Below are 21448 nucleotides of genomic sequence, written 5' to 3' on the forward strand. Positions count from 1 at the left end.
TCCAGCTGAAGGAAACAGTCCGGGTATCGGCCCGGACTGTTTTCTGCGCGCGAAAATCCGCCGTGACCATCCCAAAGAATCTTCGATTTCATCAGGAGTATTTCGTGAAGCGCTCTGCCGTTCTCGCCGCCGGACTGGCCGCCGGATTCGTGCTCGTGGCCCCGTTCACCGCGTTCGCCGCGGAGGAACCGACCCCCACCACCTCGGCACCCGCCCCCACCACCTCGGCGCCGGCTCCCACGACTTCGGCGCCCGCTCCCACCACCAGCAAAACCCTTCCGCCGCTCAAGCCGGGCCAGGTGCCGGGCTACATCAACCTCGGCCCGGCTTCCGGGGCCGTACCAGGTCAGGAGGTGATCATCGACGCCCAGTGCTGGGAAAACTTCCGGACAAATCCTCAGTACACCTCGTCGCTGCTGGGCACAGGGGAGCTCAGAATGGTCGGCTGGGACAACATCTCCGTCCTGTCCGCGAAGGCGACCATCCCCAGCACGGCCAAACCGGGGACCTACACGATCTCGTTCACCTGCTACGGCACCCAGGTCACCGGTGAATTCGTGGTCAAGGACGCGCCCGCTCAGCAGGCACCCGCCAAACCGGTACCGGCCAAGCAGGTGGGGAAGGTCCCGTCCGGGGCGCCGCAGACCGGTGGCACCGACGACCCGGCGGGCGACGGCACGCCGTTCGCGGTGGCCGGAGCACTCGGCGTGCTCGCGGCGGGCGGCGCCGGTTTCGCGGTGTATCGCCGTCGCTCCGCGCAGCGCTGATCGGGTTCGAATCGTGACCTCGGCGGGGCAACTCCGCCGATCACCTCTCACGTCTTTCCGACGTGGGGACCAGCGGGCCGCCTCGCCGGGGGACGGGGCGGCCCGCGCTCGCCGCCGGCCGGGTGCGCGGCCGCAGTACCGAGGGGATGGAATGACATCGACGATGATGCGGAGCCGACGGGCGTTGATCGCGCTCGTGGTGGTTCTGCTGGCCGTGATCGCGGCGCTGGTGCTGGTGTTCTCGACGACCGGGTCCGGCGGCGAGACGCCCGCCCAGCCGTCGGTGAGTGCGCAGCAGCAGCCGGGAACGGGCCCGGCGGCCACCGCGTTCCCGGCGCCGGGAATGGCCAAGTCGGCGCCGGTTTCCCTGGACATCCCGAAGATCGCCGCGCGGTCTTCGCTCGTTCCGCTGGGACTCAACCCCGACAGCACGGTGCAGGTGCCGCCGGTGGAGACCCCGCTGCAGGCCGGGTGGTACGAAAACGGTCCCACACCGGGGGAACTGGGGCCCGCGGTGATTCTCGGCCATGTCGACGGAAACAAGCAGGCGGGGATTTTCTACCGGTTGCGCGAACTCAAGCCCGGTGACGAGGTTTCGGTGGCCCGTAAGGACGGTACGACCGCGCGGTTCGCGGTCACGAAGGTCGACCAGGTCCCCAAGGACCACTTCCCGACCGACGCCGTCTACGGGGACACCGCCGGGCCGGAGCTGCGGCTGATCACGTGCGGCGGGGCCTTCGACCGGAGCGCGCACAGCTATCTGGACAACATCATCGTCTACGCGCACCTGATGGCGGGGTGACCAGGATGAGGTTGTCGATCGCCTTCGCGCTGGCGTGTGGCATGGCGCTGACGGTGCCCGCCACCGGGTTCGCGGATCCCGCGCCGCCCTCGACGTCCGGGCGTCCGGCCGCGGATCCCGGCCCGGCACCGAGCACCGGGGCCGAGCCGGAACCCGGAGCCGGGCCGGACGCCGACGCCACGCCCTATCCCTTCGTGTCCATCTCACTGCAACCGGCGCTGCCGGGCGACGACGTGCTCGTCGCGGTCGGCTGCCCGCGTGCGGAGTTCGGGGAGGTGACCTCGCCGGCGCTCGACCTCGAGCCGTTCGAGGTCGCGACCGAAACGCCGAAGCTGATCCAGAACGCGATCGGGCACGTGCGGCGGGACGCGCGGGCCGGGTTCTACCCGGTCGCCGCGATGTGCGGGAAGCGCACCGTCAGCGGGAACTTCGAGGTCAAGGTGCCGAAGCCCGCTACGACCACTCCCACCGCCCCGGTGGTTTCCCGTCCCGTGCCGCGTCCGGCCGTCAAGCCGTCGTCGTCCGGCGGGCACCAGGTGCGCCGAATTCCGGTCGGTGCCCCTCAGACGGGTGACGGCGGGACGGCCGGCTGAGCGGACGGGCCCGTTTTTGTCGGTCCCCGGTGTGACACTGTGACCGCCGGCACAAGCCGGTGCGACCTACGAACCGGGAGATCCGACATGTTGTTCCGCGACGAGCGCTGGCCGGACGGGACGCCCTGCTGGGTGGACCTGATGGCACCCGACCAGCGGAAGGCGATCGCCTTCTACCGCGCGCTGCTCGGCTGGGAGGTCGAGCTCAGTGGCGAGGAGACGGGCAACTACGGAATGGCGACGCTGGGCGGCCGTCCGGTCGCCGGGATCGGCGAGATCCCGCCGGGCCAGGCCGGGATGCCGACGGTGTGGACCACCTACCTCGCGGTGTCCGATGTGGACAAGACGGTGGACGCCGTCGCCTCGGCGGGCGGTCAGGTGCTGGCGGCGCCGATGGACGTGGGGGTGTCGGGGCGGATGGCCATCGCGGCCGATCCGACCGGTGCCGTTTTCGGCCTGTGGCAGCCGGGTGAGCACCTCGGCACACAGGTGCTGGACGCGCCGGGAACGCAGGCGTGGAACGAGATCATGACCCGCGACTACGAAACGGCGAAAACGTTCTACGGCGAGGTCTTCGGCTACTCGTTCGGCGACATCTCCGCGGGCGACTTCCGGTACGCGACGCTCGACCTCGGTGAACGTCCGGCCGGGGGCATCGGCCTGCTGCCCGCGGACACCCCGCCCGAGGTACCCGCGAACTGGACGACGTACTTCGCCGTCGCGGACGCCGACGCGAGCGCGGCCAAGGTGACCGAGCTGGGCGGCACGGTGCTGGCCGCACCCAGTGACTCACCGTACGGCCGGACCGTGCCGGTCGTGGACGATCAGGGCGCGGCGTTCCGGCTGATCGCGCCGAACCAGCGCTCGGGTAACCCGGAAGGGTGGGATGCCTGAGAAAGTGTTCGTTCCGCCGACAACTTCATAGTGGCTTCGCGCGTATTCCGAATATGGCGAAAGAAACGCACGCGAGAACGCGCAAAGGTGTACTGCCCGGCCGTTCCCGGGCGCTGGCCGGACTGGTCGCGGCCGGGCTCTGGGGCTCGGTCGCGCTCGTGACGGCGGGGCCCGCGGCCGCGGCGGACTCCCTGGGTATCGCGCCGAATCCGGTGCGGGCGGGGGAGACGCTCAAGGTCACGGCGGGCTATCCGATCTGCGGCGCGACGGAGCAGGCGCGTTCGGACGGTTTCGCGGTGCCGATCCAGCTGTCCAAGGAGGCCGGTATCGAGGGGGTGTGGAGCGGGGAGGGCAAGGCGACTTCCCGTCCCGGCACCTACCGCGCGACGTACCTGTGCAAGTACAACGGGAAGACGCTGACTGCCACCTTCACCGTGCTGCCGGGGCCGGGCTCGTCCGCCCCGCCGAAGCCGCCGTCGGGTTCGCCCGCGAAACCCGCGCCCGTGCAGCAGGGCGGCCAGGTCAAGGTCCGGCCGGGCGGGGCGCCGCAGACCGGTGGTGGCGCGCTGGCGGACGCCCTGGTGCCGTGACCCGCGGCCCGCGGGAGCGAGGGACCTTCGCTGTCGCCGGGCGACGGTGAAGGCCCCTCACCACCGGAGCGGTCAGTCCTCGTCGGTGACCCAGTCGAAGGTCTTGGTGACGGCCTTCTTCCAGTTGCGGTACTCGGATTCGCGGCGGGCCTCGTCCATCGACGGGTCCCACTGCTTGTCCTTGGCCCAGTTGGTGCGGATGTCGTCCTCGCTCGCCCAGAAACCGACGGCGAGTCCGGCGGCGTAGGCGGCGCCCAGCGCGGTGGTCTCGTTGACCACCGGGCGGATCACCGGCACGCCCAGGATGTCGGCCTGGAACTGCATGAGCAGTTCGTTGACGACCATGCCGCCGTCCACCTTGAGCGACTTCAGCGGGACCCCGGAGTCGGCGTTCATCGCCTCGATCACCTCGCGTGACTGGAAGGCGGTGGCCTCCAGCACGGCACGGGAGATGTGGCCCTTGTTGACGTACCGGGTGAGGCCGACGATGGCGCCGCGCGCGTCGGAGCGCCAGTAGGGCGCGAAGAGGCCGGAGAACGCCGGGACGAAGTAGGCCCCGCCGTTGTCCTCCACGGTGGTGGCGAACTGCTCGACCTCGGCGGCCGAGGAGATGAGGCCCAGGTTGTCGCGCAGCCACTGCACGAGCGAGCCGGTGACCGCGATGGAGCCTTCCAGCGCGTACACCGTGTCGTTGTCGCCGATCTTGTAGCAGACCGTGGTGAGCAGGCCGTTCTCCGACAGCACCTTCTCGGTGCCGGTGTTGAGCAGGACGAAGTTGCCGGTGCCGTAGGTGTTCTTGGCCTCGCCGGGGGAAAGGCACGCCTGCCCGAAGGTCGCGGCCTGCTGGTCGCCGAGGATGCCCGCGATCGGCACGTTGGCCAGCGCGCCCCGCGCGCGGACCTGGCCGTACACCTCCGAGGAGGAGCGGATCTCCGGCAGCATGGACAGCGGGATGCCCATCTCCGCGGCGATCTCGGCGTCCCACGAAAGCGTGTCGAGGTCCATCAGGAGGGTGCGGGAGGCGTTGGTGGGATCGGTGACGTGTACGCCGCCCTCCGTGCCGCCGCTCATGTTCCACAGCACCCAGGTGTCCATGTTGCCGAAGACCAGGTCGCCCGCTTCGGCCTTCTCGCGGGCGCCTTCGACGTTGTCGAGGATCCACTTGATCTTCGGCCCGGAGAAGTATGTCGCCAGCGGGAGCCCGGTCTTGGCGCGGTAGCGTTCCTGCCCGCCGCCGAGGGCACCCAGCTCGGCGGCGATGCGGTCGGTGCGGGTGTCCTGCCACACGATCGCGTTGTACACCGGCTTGCCGGTGGTGCGGTCCCAGACGAGCGTGGTCTCGCGCTGGTTGGTGATGCCGACCGCGGCGATGTCGCCCGGCTGCAGGTCCGCCTTGGCCAGCGCGCCCGCGGCCACCGCGCGGGTGTTCTCCCAGATCTCCTCGGCGTCGTGCTCGACCCAGCCGGCCTTCGGGAAGATCTGCTCGTGCTCGCGCTGGTCGACGGCGACGACCCGGCCCGAGTGGTTGAAGATCATGCACCGGGTCGACGTGGTGCCCTGGTCGATCGCGGCTACGTAGGAAGTCATGCTGTCGGCTCCAAAGTCGTTGCTGGGGAGGGGCTCAGGTCAGGTTGTGCACGCCGAGGTAGAGCAGCGCGGCCAGCGCGCCGCCGACCAGCGGGCCGAGGACCGGGACCCAGGAGTAGCCCCAGTCCGCGTCCCGCTTGCCCTTGATCGGCAGCAGGAAGGCGTAGGCGATCCGCGGGCCGAGGTCGCGGGCGGGGTTGATGGCGTAGCCGGTGGGCCCGCCGAGCGAGATGCCGATCACCAGGACCACAAAGGACACTCCGGCGTAGCCGAGCGCGCCGTTGCCGAAGTTCGGCGTCCCGTCGGAGCCGGTGCTGTAGACCGGGCTGAGCAGGATCCAGGCCACCAGCACGAAGGTGCCGATGATCTCGGTGACCAGGTTCCACGGCTTGTTCGGGATCTGCGGCGCGGTGGAGAAGATGCCCAGCGTCTCGCGCGGTTCGGGGTGATCGTCGAATTGCAGTTTGTACACCGCCCAGCACAGCACGGCGCCGAGGATGGCGCCGACCATCTGGCCGAGGATGTAGAACGGCACGTTCGACCAGGGCACCTTCTCCGGCGTCGCGATCGCCAGGCCCAGCGTCACCGCCGGGTTCAGGTGCGCGCCGGTCGGCGCGGCGATGCTGGCGCCGGTGAACACGCCGAACGCCCAGCCGAAGGTGATGAACAGCGTCCCCGCGCCGTGACCGTTGTTCTTGCGTAGCACGTGGTTCGCCACGACACCGTTACCGAGCAGGATGAGTGCCGCTGTCCCCAGCAGCTCCCATACGAAGATGGCTCCAGCACTCACGTTCTTCCGACCTCCACACTGGACACTTTGCGCAGGGCCGAACTCGGTCGCGTCGCACGGCGCCATTGCCGACCCACGTCCCGGGGACGTTACCTGTGCGTACGAGTTGCTTCCAGCGCCGTCCGCAGTCATGTTTCAAGATCGCCGAGGGTTCCGCCACACGTGTCATCCCAGGGTGCGCGGATGGTCACCGGGACGTGCCATGCTGGAACCCTGAGTACCCGAGGAGGAGTGTCACGTGACCAGCTCTCAGCGCGAAGGCGACCAGAACCCGGCCCGGTTGGGACCGCTGAATCGCGAAGAATCCTGGCAGCGCCTCGGCAGGGAGACCTTCGATCTGGTGGTCATCGGCGGGGGTGTCGTCGGCGCGGGCACCGCGCTCGACGCGGCCACCCGCGGGCTGCGAGTCGCGCTGGTCGAGGCCCGTGACCTGGCGTCCGGTACGTCCAGCCGGTCCAGCAAGCTGTTCCACGGCGGGCTGCGGTACCTGGAGCAGCTCGAGTTCGGCCTGGTGCGGGAGGCGTTGCGCGAGCGTGAGCTGATGCTCACCACCATCGCCCCGCACCTGGTGAAGCCGGTCAGCTTCCTGTACCCGCTGACGCACCGCGTCTGGGAGCGTCCCTACACCGCGGCCGGTCTGCTGATGTACGACACGATGGGCGGCGCCCGGTCGGTTCCCGGGCAGAAACACCTCACCCGTGCGGGTGCTTTGCGGATGGTTCCCGCGCTCAAGCGGTCCGCGCTGATCGGCGGGATCCGGTACTACGACGCGCAGTCCGACGACGCCCGGCACACCATGACCGTGGCGCGCACCGCCGCGCACTACGGCGCGGTCGTGCGCACCTCCACCCAGGTCGTCGGGTTCCTGCGGGAGGCGGACCGGATCTCCGGCGTGCGGGTGCGCGACGTCGAGGACGGGCGGGAGACCGAGATCCAGGCCGGCGCGGTGATCAACTGCACCGGGGTGTGGACCGACGAGCTGCAGCGGCTCTCCGGTGGCCGCGGCCGGTTCCGGGTGCGCGCGAGCAAGGGCGTGCACATCGTCGTGCCGCGCGACCGGATCGTCTCGGAGTCGGGGATGATCCTGCGCACCGAGAAGTCCGTGCTGTTCGTGATCCCGTGGCGCAACCACTGGATCGTCGGCACCACCGACACCGACTGGAACCTCGACCTCGCCCACCCGGCGGCGACCAAGCACGACATCGACTATCTCCTGGAGCACGTCAACACGGTGCTCGCGACGCCGCTCACGCACGACGACATCGAAGGCGTGTACGCCGGGCTGCGTCCGTTGCTGGCCGGGGAGAGCGAAGAGACGTCGAAGCTTTCACGCGAGCACGCCGTCGCGCGGGTCGCGCCGGGGCTGGTCGCGATCGCGGGCGGCAAGTACACGACGTACCGGGTGATGGCGGCCGACGCCGTCGACGCCGCCGTGGTCGATCTGCCGGGCCGTCCGCCGTCCTCGATCACCGACAAGGTCCCGCTGATCGGCGCGGACGGGTACCACGCGCTGGTCAACCAGGCCGATCACCTCGCCGCGGAGCACGGGCTGCACCCCTACCGCGTGCGGCACCTGCTGGACCGGTACGGCTCGCTGGTGCACGAGGTGCTCTCGCTGGCCGATGGGCGCCCGGAACTGCTCAAGCCGCTGGACGCGGCGCCGGACTACCTCGGTGTCGAGGTCGTCTACGCCGCCAGCCACGAGGGCGCCCTGCATCTGGAGGACGTGCTCGCGCGGCGGACGCGGATCTCGATCGAGTACGCGCACCGCGGCGTCGACTGTGCCGGGCAGGTGGCCGCTCTGGTCGCCGACGTGCTCGGCTGGTCGGCCGAGCAGATCCGGCGCGAGATCGAGCTGTACACCGCGCGGGTCGAGGCCGAACGGGAATCCCAGTCCCAGCCCAGCGACGAGGCCGCCGACGCCCTGCGCTCCGCCGCCCCCGAGGCCCGCGCGGGCCTCGTCGAACCCGTCAGCTGACGCCTGCCGCCCCGCCCCTACCCCAGAGAGCAGCCCCCACCCTCCCGGGGGCACCCCTGCAACCAGCGTATGGGGGGTGGGGGCTTGGCGGTGGGGGTGCGGGAAATCTGTGGACAGCCGGTGCCGTTGTGGACAACTCCGCGCGGGCGCGTCGTGGTCCGTGAATGCCACATTGAGGGACTCTGAGTCCCTCAATGTGGCATTCACGGACCTGGCGCACGGACTGGCGAGCGGCAGGGGGGGCGGCCCCCAGCGATAGCAAAGGTCCCTTGCTCTCCCCGGGGCAGCGGGGCAGCGGGGCGGCGCGGCGGAGGGTCAGGCGGTGCGGAGCCAGCGGATCAGGGGTTCACCGGTCGGCGCGGGTTCGGGTTCCTGGCCGATGCGGGTGAAGCCACAGCGGCGGGCCACCGCGGCGGAGTCGGTGTTGCTCTCCTCGTACCGGTAGCTCACCGCGCGGAGCCCGAGGGGGCCGAAACCGAAGCGCAGCGCGGCGTCCAGCGCGGTGCTCGCGATGCCCCGGCGGCGTTCGGCCGGGTGTACCCACACCGCCGCCTCCGCGTACCCGGCGACGAGGTCGAGTTCCCGCAGGCCCACCTCGCCGAGCAGCCGTCCGGTCGCCGGTTCGGCCACCGCCCACGAGCACCGCTCGTCGCCCGCCCACTGGGCGAGCCGCAGCGCGATGTACTCGGTGGCCTCGTCCAGGGTGCGGACGCGGTAGTTCAGCACGTACCGGCGATGCGCCGGATCGGCGAACGCCTCGATCAGCGCGGGCCGGTCGTCGAGGCGACGGTCCGCGCGCAGCTGTCGCAGGTGGTACGACCCTTCGTTGAGCTCCACCGGTTCCACCCGGCCGAGCCTAGTCAGGGCCGTCGTCGGGCTGGAGGAGACCGCGTCGGTAGGCCTCGCCCACCGCGGCCGCGCGGTCGTTCACCCCGAGTTTCGCGTACACGTGCAGCAGATGCGTCTTGACACTCGCCTCGCTGACGAACAGCCTGCTCGCGGCGACCCGGTTCGTCGCCCCGCCCGCGACGAGCCGCAGCACCTCCAGTTCCCGGCGCGTCAGCGTGCCCCGCGCGGGTTCGCGCACCCGTCCCATCAGCCGCACGGCGACGCTCGGCGCCAGCACGGACTCCCCGCGCGCGGCCGCGCGCACCGCCCGTAACAGCTCGCCGACGGGGGCGTCCTTGAGCAGGTAGCCGGTCGCGCCCGCCTCGATCGCGGGCAGGACGTCGGCCTCGGAATCGAACGTCGTCAGCACCAGCACCCGCACGGCGGGGAACTCGGCGGTGAGCCGCCGGATCGCGCCGACCCCGTCCAGTACGGGCATCCGCAGGTCCATCAGCACCACGTCGGGATGGTGCTTCGCCACGAAGGCCAGCGCCTCGGCACCGTTCGCGGCCTCGCCGACGACCTCGATGTCCGCCTCGCCGGTGAACGCGCCACGCAGGCCGTCCCGCACGACCGGATGATCGTCGGTCAGCAGCAGCCGGATCACCGGTACTCACCGTCCTCGCCGCCGAAGGCGGGGATCGCCGGGATCTGCGCGTTGACGGCGGTGCCCTCGCCGGGCGCGCTTTCCACCGCCAGCGAGCCCGCGACCCGGCGGACCCGCTGCCGCATCGACTGGAGCCCGAACCCGCTGCCGTCGGTACGCCGGTGCTCGCCGGCATCCGGCCGGAACCCGACACCGTCGTCCCGGACGTCGAGCATCACCACATCGTCCGAATAGGACAGTGAGAGGCCGATTCTCGTTGCCCTCGCGTGCTTTCCGGCATTCGTCAGCGCCTCCTGGGCGACCCGGTACAGGGTGACCTCCAGCTCGGGCAGCAGGGCCCGCGCCTCCCCGGTCGTTTCGGTGCTGACCTCGGCGTCGGAGGTTTCGGCGAAACGGCGCGCCAGCTCGGCGACGGCGTCGGGCAGCCGCGAGCCGTCGAGCGGTTCCGGGCGCAGCGCCTGCACGGCCCGGCGGGCTTCGCTGAGGCTTTCCCGCGCGAGCGTGTGCACCTGCGCCAGGTGCCGCCGATACCGGGACGGGTCGGCCTCGGCCCGCTCGGCGGCCTGGAGCTGGGTGACGATCCCGGTGAGCCCCTGCGCGAGCGTGTCGTGGATTTCCCTGGCCATCCGCTGCCGTTCGTCCAGCACCCCCGCCTCACGGGCCTGCGTCAGCAGCTGGGCGTGCAGCCCCGCGTTCTCCTCCAGCGCCTTCTCCAGCCGCGAGTTCGACTCGGCGAGTGCGGTGTTCGCGCGGCGCCGCCGGTCGCTTTCCACCCCGATGAACCACGCCGCGTAGAGCATCGGCCCCGCCACCGAGGCCATGATCACCCACGACGGCGTATGCGCGTCCGGTCCCCAGCCGCCCTTGACCAGCAACGGCATCACCGCGGTCGCGGCCACCGCGAACACACTCCAGCGGGCGGGAAACAACGCGAACGCCAGCGAGTACCCCATGGACGCGAAGGCGGTGAACAGGTCGGCCCTGCCGACCAGGAACGCGGCCCCGAGCAGCACCCCGGCGTAGTAGCAGGCGGTCAGCACGGGGTGGTCGTGCCGGCGGGGGAACAGCGGGATCAGCAATGGCAGCCACACCGCCAGGGCACCGACGACGACCAGCATGCCGGTCCAGTACGCGCGGTCGCCGTGCGTGGCGAACGCGGCCCAGACCGTGCTCCCGGCGAGCACGAGCAGGCTGACCACACTGAGGATCGGGCCGCCGAGCCGCTCGCCGCGCGCGTCGATCTCCTTCGGCAGGCCCGCCATCCACATGGGCCGATTCTCGCAGTCCGCGCGGGTCCGCGGGATCAGCCGATGAGCGCGGGCATCCACCGTTCGGTGGATCGATCAGCGGCGCCGCCCGCGGGCGCCGAGGGCCAGCGCCACCCCGATCGGCAACAGGAACACCAGGAACGTGCCCCGGGTGAGGAAGAACAGCGCGATCGCCACCACCGCGGCGATCGGCACCGCGCTCGCGCTCAGCCAGCGGCCGGGTGCGGATGACGTGTCCGGCACGCCCGGTGCCGAGGTGACCGGCGCGGCGAGCAGGACGCCCGGTCTCGGCGACGGGAGATCGTCGAACAACGGCACCAGGTCGCTGACCCGTTTCGCGGCGGTCACCTTCGCCGACCGGTCGTCGTACTCGTCGAGATCGAGCCTGCCCGTGCGGACGTGTTCCTCCAGCACCTCGAGCGCGTCCTGCCGCTCGGCGTCGGAAAGCCGCATATCCGGTCTGTTGCCCACGACGGTCCTCGTGCTCAGCCGTCGATTTCACCGCGGTAGCGGCGGCGGTCCCGCAGCTCGCGATGCCGGTCGTGGCCGTGCCAGTCCTGCCCCCACAACCCGCGGCCGACGGCGGTGAGCCCGATCGGCACCAGGAGGATCAGCCACGAGACACCCGCCGACACCATCAGCACGATCGCCGCGATCCAGACCAGCGGCGTCAGCGCGGCCACCGCGCGCTGCGCCGGTGTCCACGAGCTTCGCGGCGCGGGCGGCGCCGCGGTGGCCTGCGGGACCGGCGGCGCGGACACCGTCTGCCACGGCTGGTCGAACCGCGGATGCGGCTGGGGGAGATCGGCGAAGACCGCCGACAGGTCACCGCGGGTCTTGGCCGCGGTGATCCTGGCGGACCGCTCACCGAACTCGTCGATGTCGATCCGCCCCGCGCTCATGTGCTCGCCGAGCGCGGTCAGCGCCGCTTCGCGGTCTTGGTCACTGATCCGGAGCTCGGGAGACGGAACCTCGTTCACAGCACCGATGGTAGGCCGAGCGGGTCACGACCAGCCATGACATCCGTACGTATTCGGCTCATTTGAGCTCGAGAAGCTGCGTGCCCTGCGTCACGGCCGCGCCGACCTCGACCGCGAGACCCGTCACGACACCCGATTTGTGCGCGGTGACCGGGTTTTCCATCTTCATCGCCTCCAGTACGACGACGAGGTCCCCGGCCTCGACCTGCTGGCCCTCCTCGACCGCGACCTTGACGATCGTGCCCTGCATCGGCGCGGTCACCGCGTCGCCGCTGACCGCCGCCTTCGCCCCGCCCGCGCGCTTGCGCGGCTTCGCCTTCACCGTGGTCCCGCCACCGCCGCCTTCGAGCGCGAACCCGCCGGGCAGCGACACCTCGAGCCGCCGCCCGCCGACCTCGACGACGACGTTCTGCCGGGGCTGCTCCTCCTCGGCTTCGGCCGCTTCCGGCGCGACGAAGGGCTCGATCCTGTTGTCGAACTCGGTCTCGATCCAGCGGGTGTGCACCGAGAAACCGTTCTCGTCGCCGATGAACGCGGGGTCGTCCACGATCACGCGGTCGAACGGCAGCACCGTCGCCATGCCCTCGACGACCATCTCCGCGAGCGCGCGACGGCTGCGCTCCAGCGCGTTCTGCCGGTCCGAGCCGGTGACGATCAGCTTCGCCAGCATCGAGTCGAACTGCCCGCCGATCACGCTGCCGTCCTCGACACCGGAATCGACCCGCACACCGGGGCCGGACGGCGCGACGAACCTCGTCACCGTGCCGGGAGCGGGCAGGAAGCCACGGCCGGCGTCCTCGCCGTTGATCCGGAACTCGATCGAATGGCCGCGCGGCTCCGGGTCCTCGGTGAAGCGCAGCTTCTCGCCGCGCGCGATGCGGAACATCTCGCGGACGAGGTCGATGCCGGTGGTCTCCTCCGAAACCGGGTGCTCGACCTGGAGCCGGGTGTTGACCTCCAGGAAGGAGATCGTGCCGTCGGTGGCGACGAGGTACTCGACGGTGCCCGCGCCGGAGTACCCGGCCTCCTTGCAGATGGCCTTCGCCGACTCGTGGATCCGCTTGCGCTGCTCGTCGGTCAGGAACGGCGCGGGCGCCTCCTCGACGAGCTTCTGGTGCCGCCGCTGCAACGAGCAGTCCCGGGTGCCGACGACGATCGCGTTGCCGTGCTGGTCGGCCAGTACCTGGGCCTCGACGTGCCGCGGCTTGTCGAGATAGCGCTCCACGAAGCATTCGCCGCGGCCGAACGCGGCGATCGCCTCGCGCGTCGCGGACTCGAACAGCTCCGGGATCTCCTCGCGGGTCCGCGCCACCTTCAGCCCGCGGCCGCCACCGCCGAACGCGGCCTTGATCGCCACCGGCAGCCCGTGCTCGTCGGCGAACGCGATGATCTCGTCGGCGCCGGCGACCGGCTCCTTCGTGCCCGGCACCAGCGGGGCACCGGCCCGCATCGCGATGTGCCGCGCGGTGACCTTGTCGCCGAGGTCGCGGATCGCCTGCGGGCTCGGCCCGATCCAGGTCAGCCCGGCGTCGAGGACGGCCTGGGCGAAATCGGCATTTTCGGAGAGGAAACCGTAGCCGGGGTGAACCGCGTCGGCGCCGGAACGCTTCGCGACGTCGAGCAGCTTGTCGAACACGAGATAGCTTTCGGCGGCTGTCGTGCCGCCCAGCGAGAAGGCCTCATCGGCCAGCTTGACGTGCGGTGCGTCGCGGTCGGGATCGGCGTAGACGGCCACGCTGGCCAGCCCGGCGTCCTTCGCGGCCCTGATCACGCGTACCGCGATCTCGCCTCGGTTGGCGACAAGGATCTTGGTCACCGTCGCGCTGACCTGCTCGGCCACCACGCACCTCCTCGTGTCCCGACAGCTGCTCTGCTGACCGCACGGCGCGGTATCCGGGAAGTCTACGGATCGAAATCGCGATTCCCTTGAGTATGAGCTGTGTTATATCTCGCGTACCGCCGGGATGCGGAGCTCAGGCGCGGGTGGTGTGGCGGAGCCCTTCGGGCAGGGGCGAGTCCAGGACGATCACGTCGTACGGGCGGGCCCGGTGGATCGCGGGCAGGTCCTCGGTGGCCACGCGCGCCCACGGCTGGTGCTCGCCGCAGCAGGAGACGAGCTGGTCGAGCGAGGTGAAGGCGACCAGCGCCGTCCGGCCGTCCGGGGTACGGCGCAGCTCGATCGACGCGCCCGAGTGATCTTTCGGCGTCTCGCTGGTGGGCAGGTACAGGGCGGCGGGCAAATCGGGGTTCGTCACCGGGCCAACATAGACGGACACCGAGAGCGAGGTCGCTTACGCTCTCGGCATGCGGACTACCGGACTGCGCGCGCCACGACCGGCGCTGCTCACCGCGCTGCTCGCGGTAGTGGTGACGGTGGCGGCGCTGGTGGTCGTCGTGGTGCTGCGGCCACGCCCGGCCACGGACGGTGGCGACGGCGCGGCGGTGCCACCCCTGCGCGGGCCCGTCCCGGCGACCCCGACCTGCGGGGCCGGACCGTGCCGCCAGCTCGCGGCGATGACCGTCGGCACCGTCCCGATCGCCCTGCTCGCCGACGCGGAGGGTGGCGCCGGGCGCGTCCGGGTCGGCCCCGAGCCAGGCACTGTGATCGAGCTGGCGATCGCCGAGCTGGGCGTGCGGCTCGGGGAGAACTCGTTGCGCTGCATCGAGGGGGTGACCTCAGCGTGCCTGATCCGCGGCGAGGCGAAGGACGCGCCGGGCGGCGCCTACGGCGAACTGCTCGTCGACCGCGGCGGCAGGTGGACGAGCGCGGGGAAGCCGTACTTCGCCGACGCCGGGACGCTGTCGCTCTACGACGTCACCGCGGACGGCGTGCCCGACGTCATCGTGGTGCGGCACGAGTGCCCCGGCATGACCCCGGGGACACCGCAGTGCCAGGCCGCGCCGGTGCTGGCCGAGGCGTACGAGCTCGGGGGCAACTCGATCGGCTGCACCTGGAAGGTGACCGCGCCCTCGGACCTGCCGGGCTGGCCCGACGTCCGGCTCACCCGCACCGACCTGCACGCCTGCCCTTCGTAGACCGGCACGGGCGGGGTTCGGCGGGGTTCAAGCGCCCCAATGTGGCGTTCGGTGCGCTCAACGCACCGAACGCCACATTGGGTGCGTCCAGCGCACCCAATGCCACATTGGGGCGCTCGTCCGCCGCGCGTCGGGACCAAACGGAAGCAAGGGACCTTTGCTCTCGTTCTATGCGCGTGCATGCAACGAGAGCAAAGGTCCCTTGCTCGCTTTGCGCTGGTCAGGCGGGGGACGGGGAGGCGGTGCGGGCCGCGGCGCCGTCGTCGCTGTGCTGCGGCGGCGTGGTGGGCGCGTTGAGGACCTCGTCGTCGAGCAGGCCCTCGCCGCGGGCCACGATGACCGGGACGGCGATCTGGCCCGCCACGTTCGTCGCGGTGCGCATCATGTCCATGATCGGGTTGACCGAGTAGATCAGCGCCAGGCCGATCGCGACCTGCTTGGCGTCCAGCCCGATGAACGACGTGGTGAGCGTGAACGCGGTCAGCCAGCCGGTCGTCCCGGCGGTGGCCAGCGCGCCGACCACGGCGACCACGACGATCCCGGCGTACTGCCAGAAGTTCAGCGAAACCCCGGAGAGGTTCGCGACGAAGATCGCCGCGATCGCCGGGAACACCGCCGCGCAGCCGTCCATCTTCGTCGCGCTGCCCAGCGGCGTCGCGAAGGCGGCGTAGGCGGGCTGGACACCGAGGTTCACCGCGGACTGGCGGGTCAGCGGCAGCGTCGCGGACGAGGACTGCGAGGCGAACGCGAACTGGATCGCGGTGCCCGCCTTCGCGAAGAACTTCAGCGGGCTCACCTTGGCGACGAACCGGAGCAGGATCGGGTACACCACGAACAGCACCAGCAGGCAGCCGACGTACACCGCGAGCGTCGTGGAGAACAGCGGCCGGAACAGCGCGTCGCCGTAGTTCGACACCGCCGCGCCGATCAGGCCGATGATGCCGATCGGGGCGAGCCGCACGATCCAGCCGAGGTAACGCTGGATGATCTCGAACACGCTCGTGGTGAAGTCGACGAACGGCTTCGCCTTGTCGCCGAGGCTGTAGGCGGCGGCACCGATCACCAGCGCCAGGAAGAGCACCTGGAGCGTCTCACCCTCCGAGAACGCCTTCACGAAGTTCTGCGGCAGCAGGCCGTTGACGAAGGCGTCCCACGATCCCCAGTGGTCGACGCTCTTCGCGGCCTTGGCGGCGTTCTTCGCGGTCGCCGCGGTCCCGCCGAGGCCGCCGCTGCCGGGATTGAAGATCCGGCCGATCGCGATGCCGATCAGCGAGGCGATGAACGACGTGATCGCGAACCACAGCACGGTCTTGCCGCCGAGCCGGGCCGCGGTCCGCCCGCCGCCGAGGCCGCGCAGGCTGTTGATGCCGACCACGATGGCCGTGAAGACCAGCGGGATCACGGCGATCTGCAGGAGGGTGGTGAAGATCGAGCCGATCTGGTCGAGCAGGCTCGTCAGCCACTTGGCCTCGGTGCTCCGCGCGACGACACCGAGCAGCGCGCCGACGACGAGGGAGCCGAGGACCGCGGCCGCGAAGACCTTCGGCTTGGTGTAGGTCCGTATGAAAGACACGTGGGCGCTCCGGAAGCTCGGGGTGTTCCTGTCTGCCGGTTATGCAGAACGGTAGGCAGGGAGGAACTCTTCCGAATCACCCGATCGTGTGGCGACCTTCTCAGGATGTGGGAGGTTGCCAGAGATCCGTGACACGGACGCCGACCTCGGCCAGCAGCGTCCGGGTCAGCGAGAGGCTGATGCCGATCACGCTCGACGGGTCGCCCTCGACGCCCTTGACGAACCAGCCGCCCAGGCCGTCCAGGGTGAATCCGCCCGCCACCTGGAGCGGCTCCCCGCTCGCGAGATACGCCTCCAGTTCGTCGGCGTCCGGGGTGCTGAAGTGGACCTTCGTGGCTTCGGTGCCGGAGGTCTTCTCGATCGCTTCGCCGTCTTTGACGCGGATGACGGCGTGGCCGGTGAGGAGCGCGCCGGAGTTGCCCGCCATCGCCTGCCACCGGCGCCGCGCGATCTCGACGGTGCCCGGCTTGCCGACCAGTTCGCCGTCGATGAGGAGCATCGAGTCGCAGCCCATGACCACCGCGTCGCCCCGCTCGCCCGCGAGGGTGGCGACGACGGCCTCGGCCTTCGCCATGGCCAGCGCGGCGACCACCTGACCGGAGTGCAGGCCGGCGGACGCGGCGATCACCGCGTCCTCGTCGACGCCGGAAACCACGACACGCGGGTCGAGGCCGGCGGCGCGCAGGACGGCGAGTCGGGCGGGGGACTGGGAACCGAGAACGAAACGCACGACCGGACGGTACCGGTGCCCACCCCGTTGCCGAATTGTGACCGGCCGCACAGTGTTCGCCCGGTTAGTTTGTTGTGACTCGCAACATATCCCTGAAGGATCATTTCTCGGAGGGAACCCATGACGTCCCGCCTCCGCGCCCGAAGAGCACTGCGCGCGACGCAGACCGCCGTGCTCGCCGGGCTGCTCCTGTCCGGAACCGCGCTGACGCCGGTGGCGTCGGCCGAGCGGGCACCGCTCTACCGGAACCCGCGCGCGCCCGTCCCGGTCCGGGTCGCCGACCTGATGAAGCGGATGAGCCTGGACGACAAGATCGGCCAGATGACCGAGGGGGAGCGGGCCGCCGCGACCCCGCGACAGGCCGCCGACGCGCGCCTCGGCTCGGTCCTGTCCGGCGGCGGCTCGGTGCCGGACCCGAACAGCCCGGCCGGCTGGGCCGACATGATCGACGGCTACCAGCGCGCGGCGCTGGCCACGCCACTGGGGATCCCGACCATCTACGGCGCCGACACCGTGCACGGCCACAACAACGTCCACGGCGCCACGATCTTCCCGCACAACATCGGCCTCGGCGCCGCGAACGACCCGCGCCTGGTCGAGCGCATCGGCGCGGTCACCGCGAACGAATCCGCCGCGACCGGCGTCAAGTGGGGCTTCGCGCCGTGCCTGTGCGTGGCCAGGGACGACCGCTGGGGACGGACGTACGAGTCCTACGGCGAACTCCCGCGCAACGCCGTCGCCAACAGCGCGATCATCAACGGGCTCCAGGGCCGGAAACTCGACGACCGCGCGTCGGTTCTGGCCACCGCCAAGCACTTCATCGGCGACGGCGGTACCGCGGGCGGCGTCGACCAGGGCGACGCGCGGATCAGCGAGCGGGAACTGCGGGAGATCCACCTGCCGCCGTTCCGCGCGGCGATCGCCCGCGGGGTCGGCTCGGTGATGGTCAGCTACAACAGCTGGAACGGCGTCAAGGACCACGGCAACAAGTACCTGATCACCGATCTGCTCAAGGGCGAGCTGCGCTTCTCCGGCTTCGTCGTCTCCGACTACAACGGCATCGACCAGATCGGCGGCGGCACTCCCGGCCTGACCGCGGAACGGGTCGCGCAGGCGATCAACGCGGGCATCGACATGGCGATGGTGCCCAACGACTACGTCAGGTTCATCGGGCTGCTCAAGGGCGAGGTCGCCGCCGGGCACGTGCCGATGTCGCGGATCGACGACGCGAACCGGCGCATCCTCACCAAGAAGTTCGAGCTGGGCCTGTTCGAGCATCCGTACACGGATCGCTCGCTGCAGAAGGACTTCGGGAGCGGGGCACACCGCGAACTCGCGCGGCAGGCGGTCCGGGAATCGCAGGTGCTGCTGAAGAACGACGGCGTGCTGCCGCTGAAGAAGAACGGCAACCGGATCTTCGTCGCGGGCAAGAACGCGAACGACATCGGCAACCAGGCGGGCGGCTGGACACTGAGCTGGCAGGGGCGGAGCGGCCCGGTGATCCCCGGCACCACGATCCTCGACGGCCTCCGCGCCGGTGCCGGGAAGAACACCACGGTCACCTTCGACAAGGCGGGCAACGGAATCGACAAGAGTTACAAGGTCGCTGTCGCCGTCGTCGGGGAAACGCCTTACGCGGAAGGGAAGGGCGACCGGCCGAACGGTCTCGGGCTGGACGCCGAGGACCTCGCGACGATCGCGAAGCTGAAGGCGTCCGGGGTGCCGCTGGTCGTGGTCACCGTGTCCGGGCGGGTGCTCGATCTCGGCGCGCAGCTGCCGGAGTTCGACGGGCTGGTCGCCGCGTGGCTGCCGGGCAGTGAAGGCGCGGGCGTCGCGGACGTGCTCTACGGCGACTACGACCCGACCGGCAGGCTGAGCTTCAGCTGGCCGAAGAACTCCGCGCAGGAACCGATCAACGCGGGCGACGGCAAGCAGGCGTTGTTCCCGTACGGGTACGGCCTGTCCTACCGCCGCCACTGAGACCCGCGGCGCGGGGCGGTCTCCTTCGCGGCGTGCAGAGGCCGCGAAGGAGACCGCGTGCTACGCCCGGGAGGAGGCCGGTGCCTCGGCCGGAGCCGAAGCGCGCGGGGCCACCCGCCGCAGCATCGCCGCGGCGCCGATGCCGAGCACCAGCACCGCGATCGGCAGCAGCAGGGTCGTCTTCGCCGCGTCGGTCAGTCCATTGTGGACTGCGTCGAGCGCGAGCTGCTGGGCGTGCGCGGCGACGTCGGCGGGCAGGCCCGGCATCGGGCTCGGGCCGCTCGCCCCACTGAACTCGCCCGCCGAGGCCGCGCCGCGGGCGACGCCCTCGGCGAACGGCGCCCGGTACTGCTCGGGCAGCGAGGCCGCCGCTTTCGCCGTCTCGTCGGTGATCGACGCGGTGATCCGGGCCTGGAGCAGCACGCCGATCGCCGCGCTGCCGAGCACGCCGCCGACCTGGCGCGAGGTGTTGTAGATCCCGGACGCCGTCCCGGCGAGCCGGGGTTCCACCGCGGCCATGGTGAGGTTGCTCATCGGCGCGAAGATGCAGCCGATCCCCAGCCCGCACACCAGCAGCGCCGGGGTGAGCGCCCACGGGTTCGTCTCCGGCGTCGTCTGCCATGCCACGATGCCGAGCCCGGCCGCGAGCGCGGCCAGTCCGCCCATCACCAGGTAGCGGCCGTTGATCCGGTCGGAGGCCCGGCCGACGAACGGGCCGATGATCCCGGACAGCAGCGACATCGGCGCGGTGAGCAGGCCCGCCATGCTCGGGCTCATCCCGCGCACCGTCTGGATGAAGATCACCAGCGGCAGGAACATGCCCGTCATGGTGAAGCCGACCGTGGTCGCGGTGAGCGTGCCCGCGGAGAAGTTGCGGTTCACGAACACCCGAAGCGGCACCAGCGGTTCACGCTTGTTGAACCACTGCCACACCACGAACGCGACGAGCAGCACCACCCCGGCGCCGATGATCTCGGCGATCGTGATCGAGCCGAACACCGTGCCCCAGTCGTAGTGCTGTCCATTTTGGACACCGAAGACGACGAGGAACAGCCCGGCCGCGGACAGCAGGATGCCGAGCAGGTCGAAGGAGTGCGAGTGCTTCGGCTGCCAGTCCGGCACCAGCAGCACGGTGAGCACCAGCGCGACGACGCCGATCGGCACGTTGACGTAGAAGATCCACGCCCAGCCGAGGTGATCGACGAGCACCCCGCCCAGCAGCGGGCCCGCGATCGTGGCCAGCCCCGCGACTCCCGACCACAGTCCCATCGCCGGGCCGCGCTTCGCGGGCGGGAACAGGTGGGTGACGAAGGCCAGCGTCTGCGGGGTCAGCAGCGCCGCGCCGAGGCCCTGCACCGCGCGGGCCACGATCAGCATCTCGACGGTGCCGGACAGGCCGCACCACAGCGAGGCGGCGGTGAACACGACCAGCCCGGCGAGGAAGACCCGCTTCGGGCCGAACCGGTCGCCGAGGCGGCTGGTGAACAGCATCGGGACCGCGTAGGTGAGCAGGTAGACGCTGATCACCCAGACGACGGCGTTCAGGCCCGCGTTCAGTTCCCGCAGCATGGCGGGGATCGCGATGGTCACGATGGTCGTGTCCAGCAGGATCATGAAGAAACCCAGGCACAGCGCGGAAAGCGCGGCCCACGGGTTAGCTTGTCTTGCGTTCATCGTTCTCTTTCTCGGTAACGAGCTTCGGTTCGTGCTCGCAGACAAAGGGGAGTTTTTCGGTCTTGAGCTCGTCGAGCAGGCGCTCGGCCCATTCGAGCTCGAAGGCGCGGCGGGCGGCGGTGAAGCGCCAGTCGAGCCAGTAGATCTCGGGTGTGCTGTCGTCGTGCAGGCGCTGGGTCACGGTCCGGTCCGCGGCGACCCTCGCGCGCAGCTGGGTGATTCGGCGTTCGAGTTCCCGCAGGGAGCGCTCCCGGCCCAGCTCGTGGATGACCGCGAGCCCGCTGAGGAACTCCGGGTACTCCTCGGCGACGTCGCCGAGCAGGTGTGTGCTGCGTTCGACGAAGGCGTCGCGGCCCGCCCCGGTCATGCCGTAGACGGTCCGCTCGGGCCTCCTGCCGTCGCGCTGGGTGTCGACGACCTCGATAAAACCGTTGCCCAGCAGGCGTTCCACGGTGTGGTAGAGCGATCCGGCCTTCACCTTGACGCGGTTGTCGACATGGCGCTCCCGCATGAGCTGCGCCATCTCGTACGGGTGCATCGGGCGCTCGTGCAGGAGTTCCAGCACGGCGATCCCCAGCGTCGTCAGCTTGGCAGCCGCCATCGTCCGTTGGTCTCCCTCGATGCCCCGGGTCGTTTATTCCACATGGACTATACGACGCTGACTATTGCGCGGTCCAGTGTGATCCCGGTCCCGACTGTCCGTGGGGGCCT

Annotated in this window: 21 protein-coding genes; 8 read left to right on the forward strand and 13 right to left on the reverse strand. The window is 70.6% G+C overall.

Annotated elements, in window-relative coordinates; translation table 11 throughout:
• Positions 1 to 104 precede the first annotated feature (104 nt).
• From ABD987_RS23255 to ABD987_RS23275, 5 genes are all read left to right on the forward strand, one after another.
• Positions 105 to 767 (forward strand): hypothetical protein, encoded by a 663-nt coding sequence (locus tag ABD987_RS23255; protein WP_345397305.1) that lies wholly within the window; start codon positions 105 to 107, stop codon positions 765 to 767.
• 151 nt (positions 768 to 918) lie between these two features.
• Positions 919 to 1569, forward strand: coding sequence for a class F sortase (locus ABD987_RS23260; RefSeq protein ID WP_345397308.1), 651 nt, complete (start codon positions 919 to 921; stop codon positions 1567 to 1569).
• A gap of 5 nt (positions 1570 to 1574) precedes the next feature.
• On the forward strand, positions 1575 to 2162 hold the full coding sequence (locus ABD987_RS23265) for a hypothetical protein (RefSeq protein WP_345397311.1): 588 nt from the start codon (positions 1575 to 1577) through the stop codon (positions 2160 to 2162).
• An 87-nt stretch (positions 2163 to 2249) separates the two neighbouring features.
• The gene (locus ABD987_RS23270) at positions 2250 to 3056 is read left to right on the forward strand and encodes a VOC family protein (RefSeq protein WP_345397314.1); all 807 of its coding nucleotides are present in this window, start codon (positions 2250 to 2252) and stop codon (positions 3054 to 3056) included.
• 53 nt (positions 3057 to 3109) lie between these two features.
• Positions 3110 to 3646, forward strand: coding sequence for a hypothetical protein (locus ABD987_RS23275; RefSeq protein ID WP_345397317.1), 537 nt, complete (start codon positions 3110 to 3112; stop codon positions 3644 to 3646).
• 72 nt (positions 3647 to 3718) lie between these two features.
• On the opposite strand, the gene glpK is transcribed toward ABD987_RS23275, so the two are convergent.
• The gene (gene glpK / locus ABD987_RS23280; protein ID WP_345397320.1) at positions 3719 to 5233 is read right to left on the reverse strand and encodes a glycerol kinase GlpK; all 1515 of its coding nucleotides are present in this window, start codon (positions 5231 to 5233) and stop codon (positions 3719 to 3721) included.
• Between the two features lie 34 nt (positions 5234 to 5267).
• A complete protein-coding gene (locus ABD987_RS23285; RefSeq protein WP_345397323.1) occupies positions 5268 to 6023 on the reverse strand; it encodes an MIP/aquaporin family protein in 756 nt (251 codons plus the stop codon).
• A 238-nt stretch (positions 6024 to 6261) separates the two neighbouring features.
• Here ABD987_RS23285 and ABD987_RS23290 point away from each other — a divergent pair, with 238 nt between their 5' ends.
• Complete coding sequence (locus ABD987_RS23290; RefSeq protein ID WP_345397326.1) at positions 6262 to 8001, forward strand: glycerol-3-phosphate dehydrogenase/oxidase; 1740 nt, start codon at positions 6262 to 6264, stop codon at positions 7999 to 8001.
• A 315-nt stretch (positions 8002 to 8316) separates the two neighbouring features.
• Here ABD987_RS23290 and ABD987_RS23295 read toward each other — a convergent pair whose 3' ends face one another.
• The 7 genes from ABD987_RS23295 to ABD987_RS23325 all read right to left on the reverse strand — a co-directional run bounded on the left by ABD987_RS23295 (position 8317) and on the right by ABD987_RS23325 (position 13999).
• Positions 8317 to 8847, reverse strand: a complete 531-nt coding sequence (locus ABD987_RS23295) for a GNAT family N-acetyltransferase (RefSeq protein WP_345397329.1) — start codon at positions 8845 to 8847, stop codon at positions 8317 to 8319.
• Positions 8848 to 8857: 10 nt separating this feature from the next.
• Positions 8858 to 9496 (reverse strand): response regulator, encoded by a 639-nt coding sequence (locus ABD987_RS23300; protein WP_345397332.1) that lies wholly within the window; start codon positions 9494 to 9496, stop codon positions 8858 to 8860.
• Positions 9493 to 10764: a sensor histidine kinase gene (locus ABD987_RS23305; protein ID WP_345397335.1), complete on the reverse strand. Its 1272-nt coding sequence runs from the start codon at positions 10762 to 10764 to the stop codon at positions 9493 to 9495. Before ABD987_RS23305 ends, ABD987_RS23300 begins: the two co-directional genes overlap by 4 nt.
• Positions 10765 to 10839: 75 nt before the next feature.
• Positions 10840 to 11217, reverse strand: a complete 378-nt coding sequence (locus ABD987_RS23310; RefSeq protein WP_345397543.1) for a DUF1707 SHOCT-like domain-containing protein — start codon at positions 11215 to 11217, stop codon at positions 10840 to 10842.
• Between the two features lie 32 nt (positions 11218 to 11249).
• Complete coding sequence (locus ABD987_RS23315; protein WP_345397338.1) at positions 11250 to 11744, reverse strand: DUF1707 SHOCT-like domain-containing protein; 495 nt, start codon at positions 11742 to 11744, stop codon at positions 11250 to 11252.
• A 58-nt stretch (positions 11745 to 11802) separates the two neighbouring features.
• Positions 11803 to 13584, reverse strand: coding sequence for an acetyl/propionyl/methylcrotonyl-CoA carboxylase subunit alpha (locus ABD987_RS23320; protein WP_345397341.1), 1782 nt, complete (start codon positions 13582 to 13584; stop codon positions 11803 to 11805).
• 133 nt (positions 13585 to 13717) lie between these two features.
• Positions 13718 to 13999, reverse strand: a complete 282-nt coding sequence (locus ABD987_RS23325) for an SAV_915 family protein (RefSeq protein ID WP_345397344.1) — start codon at positions 13997 to 13999, stop codon at positions 13718 to 13720.
• A gap of 49 nt (positions 14000 to 14048) precedes the next feature.
• Here ABD987_RS23325 and ABD987_RS23330 point away from each other — a divergent pair, with 49 nt between their 5' ends.
• Positions 14049 to 14780 (forward strand): hypothetical protein, encoded by a 732-nt coding sequence (locus tag ABD987_RS23330; protein WP_345397347.1) that lies wholly within the window; start codon positions 14049 to 14051, stop codon positions 14778 to 14780.
• Positions 14781 to 15000: 220 nt separating this feature from the next.
• On the opposite strand, the gene ABD987_RS23335 is transcribed toward ABD987_RS23330, so the two are convergent.
• Positions 15001 to 16353 carry a dicarboxylate/amino acid:cation symporter gene (locus ABD987_RS23335; RefSeq protein ID WP_345397350.1) on the reverse strand — a complete coding sequence of 451 codons (1353 nt, stop codon included), beginning with the start codon at positions 16351 to 16353 and terminating at the stop codon, positions 15001 to 15003.
• A gap of 100 nt (positions 16354 to 16453) precedes the next feature.
• Positions 16454 to 17083 (reverse strand): Maf family protein, encoded by a 630-nt coding sequence (locus ABD987_RS23340; protein WP_345397353.1) that lies wholly within the window; start codon positions 17081 to 17083, stop codon positions 16454 to 16456.
• Positions 17084 to 17203: 120 nt separating this feature from the next.
• Between ABD987_RS23340 and ABD987_RS23345 the strand changes: the two genes are divergently transcribed.
• Positions 17204 to 19063, forward strand: a complete 1860-nt coding sequence (locus ABD987_RS23345) for a glycoside hydrolase family 3 protein (RefSeq protein WP_345397356.1) — start codon at positions 17204 to 17206, stop codon at positions 19061 to 19063.
• A gap of 60 nt (positions 19064 to 19123) precedes the next feature.
• On the opposite strand, the gene ABD987_RS23350 is transcribed toward ABD987_RS23345, so the two are convergent.
• A complete protein-coding gene (locus tag ABD987_RS23350) occupies positions 19124 to 20737 on the reverse strand; it encodes a DHA2 family efflux MFS transporter permease subunit (RefSeq protein WP_345397359.1) in 1614 nt (537 codons plus the stop codon).
• The gene (locus ABD987_RS23355) at positions 20718 to 21338 is read right to left on the reverse strand and encodes a PadR family transcriptional regulator (RefSeq protein ID WP_345397362.1); all 621 of its coding nucleotides are present in this window, start codon (positions 21336 to 21338) and stop codon (positions 20718 to 20720) included. The genes ABD987_RS23350 and ABD987_RS23355 overlap by 20 nt, the downstream gene beginning before the upstream one ends.
• Positions 21339 to 21448: the final 110 nt, after the last annotated feature.

The sequence above is a fragment of the Amycolatopsis samaneae genome (genome assembly GCF_039541975.1).
Classification (GTDB): Bacteria; Actinomycetota; Actinomycetes; order Mycobacteriales; family Pseudonocardiaceae; genus Amycolatopsis; species Amycolatopsis samaneae.

What these genes read in the sequence shown, in the direction of transcription:
- ABD987_RS23265 (WP_345397311.1), top strand. Translation starts at nt 1,575, where the DNA reads ATGAGGTTGTCGATCGCCTTCGCGCTGGCGTGTGGCATGGCGCTGACG.
- glpK (WP_345397320.1), bottom strand. Translation starts at nt 5,233, where the DNA reads ATGACTTCCTACGTAGCCGCGATCGACCAGGGCACCACGTCGACCCGG.
- ABD987_RS23310 (WP_345397543.1), bottom strand. Translation starts at nt 11,217, where the DNA reads ATGCGGCTTTCCGACGCCGAGCGGCAGGACGCGCTCGAGGTGCTGGAG.
- ABD987_RS23330 (WP_345397347.1), top strand. Translation starts at nt 14,049, where the DNA reads ATGCGGACTACCGGACTGCGCGCGCCACGACCGGCGCTGCTCACCGCG.
- ABD987_RS23355 (WP_345397362.1), bottom strand. Translation starts at nt 21,338, where the DNA reads ATGGCGGCTGCCAAGCTGACGACGCTGGGGATCGCCGTGCTGGAACTC.
- ABD987_RS23270 (WP_345397314.1), top strand. Translation starts at nt 2,250, where the DNA reads ATGTTGTTCCGCGACGAGCGCTGGCCGGACGGGACGCCCTGCTGGGTG.
- ABD987_RS23345 (WP_345397356.1), top strand. Translation starts at nt 17,204, where the DNA reads ATGACGTCCCGCCTCCGCGCCCGAAGAGCACTGCGCGCGACGCAGACC.
- ABD987_RS23305 (WP_345397335.1), bottom strand. Translation starts at nt 10,764, where the DNA reads ATGTGGATGGCGGGCCTGCCGAAGGAGATCGACGCGCGCGGCGAGCGG.
- ABD987_RS23260 (WP_345397308.1), top strand. Translation starts at nt 919, where the DNA reads ATGACATCGACGATGATGCGGAGCCGACGGGCGTTGATCGCGCTCGTG.
- ABD987_RS23275 (WP_345397317.1), top strand. Translation starts at nt 3,110, where the DNA reads ATGGCGAAAGAAACGCACGCGAGAACGCGCAAAGGTGTACTGCCCGGC.
- ABD987_RS23350 (WP_345397359.1), bottom strand. Translation starts at nt 20,737, where the DNA reads ATGAACGCAAGACAAGCTAACCCGTGGGCCGCGCTTTCCGCGCTGTGC.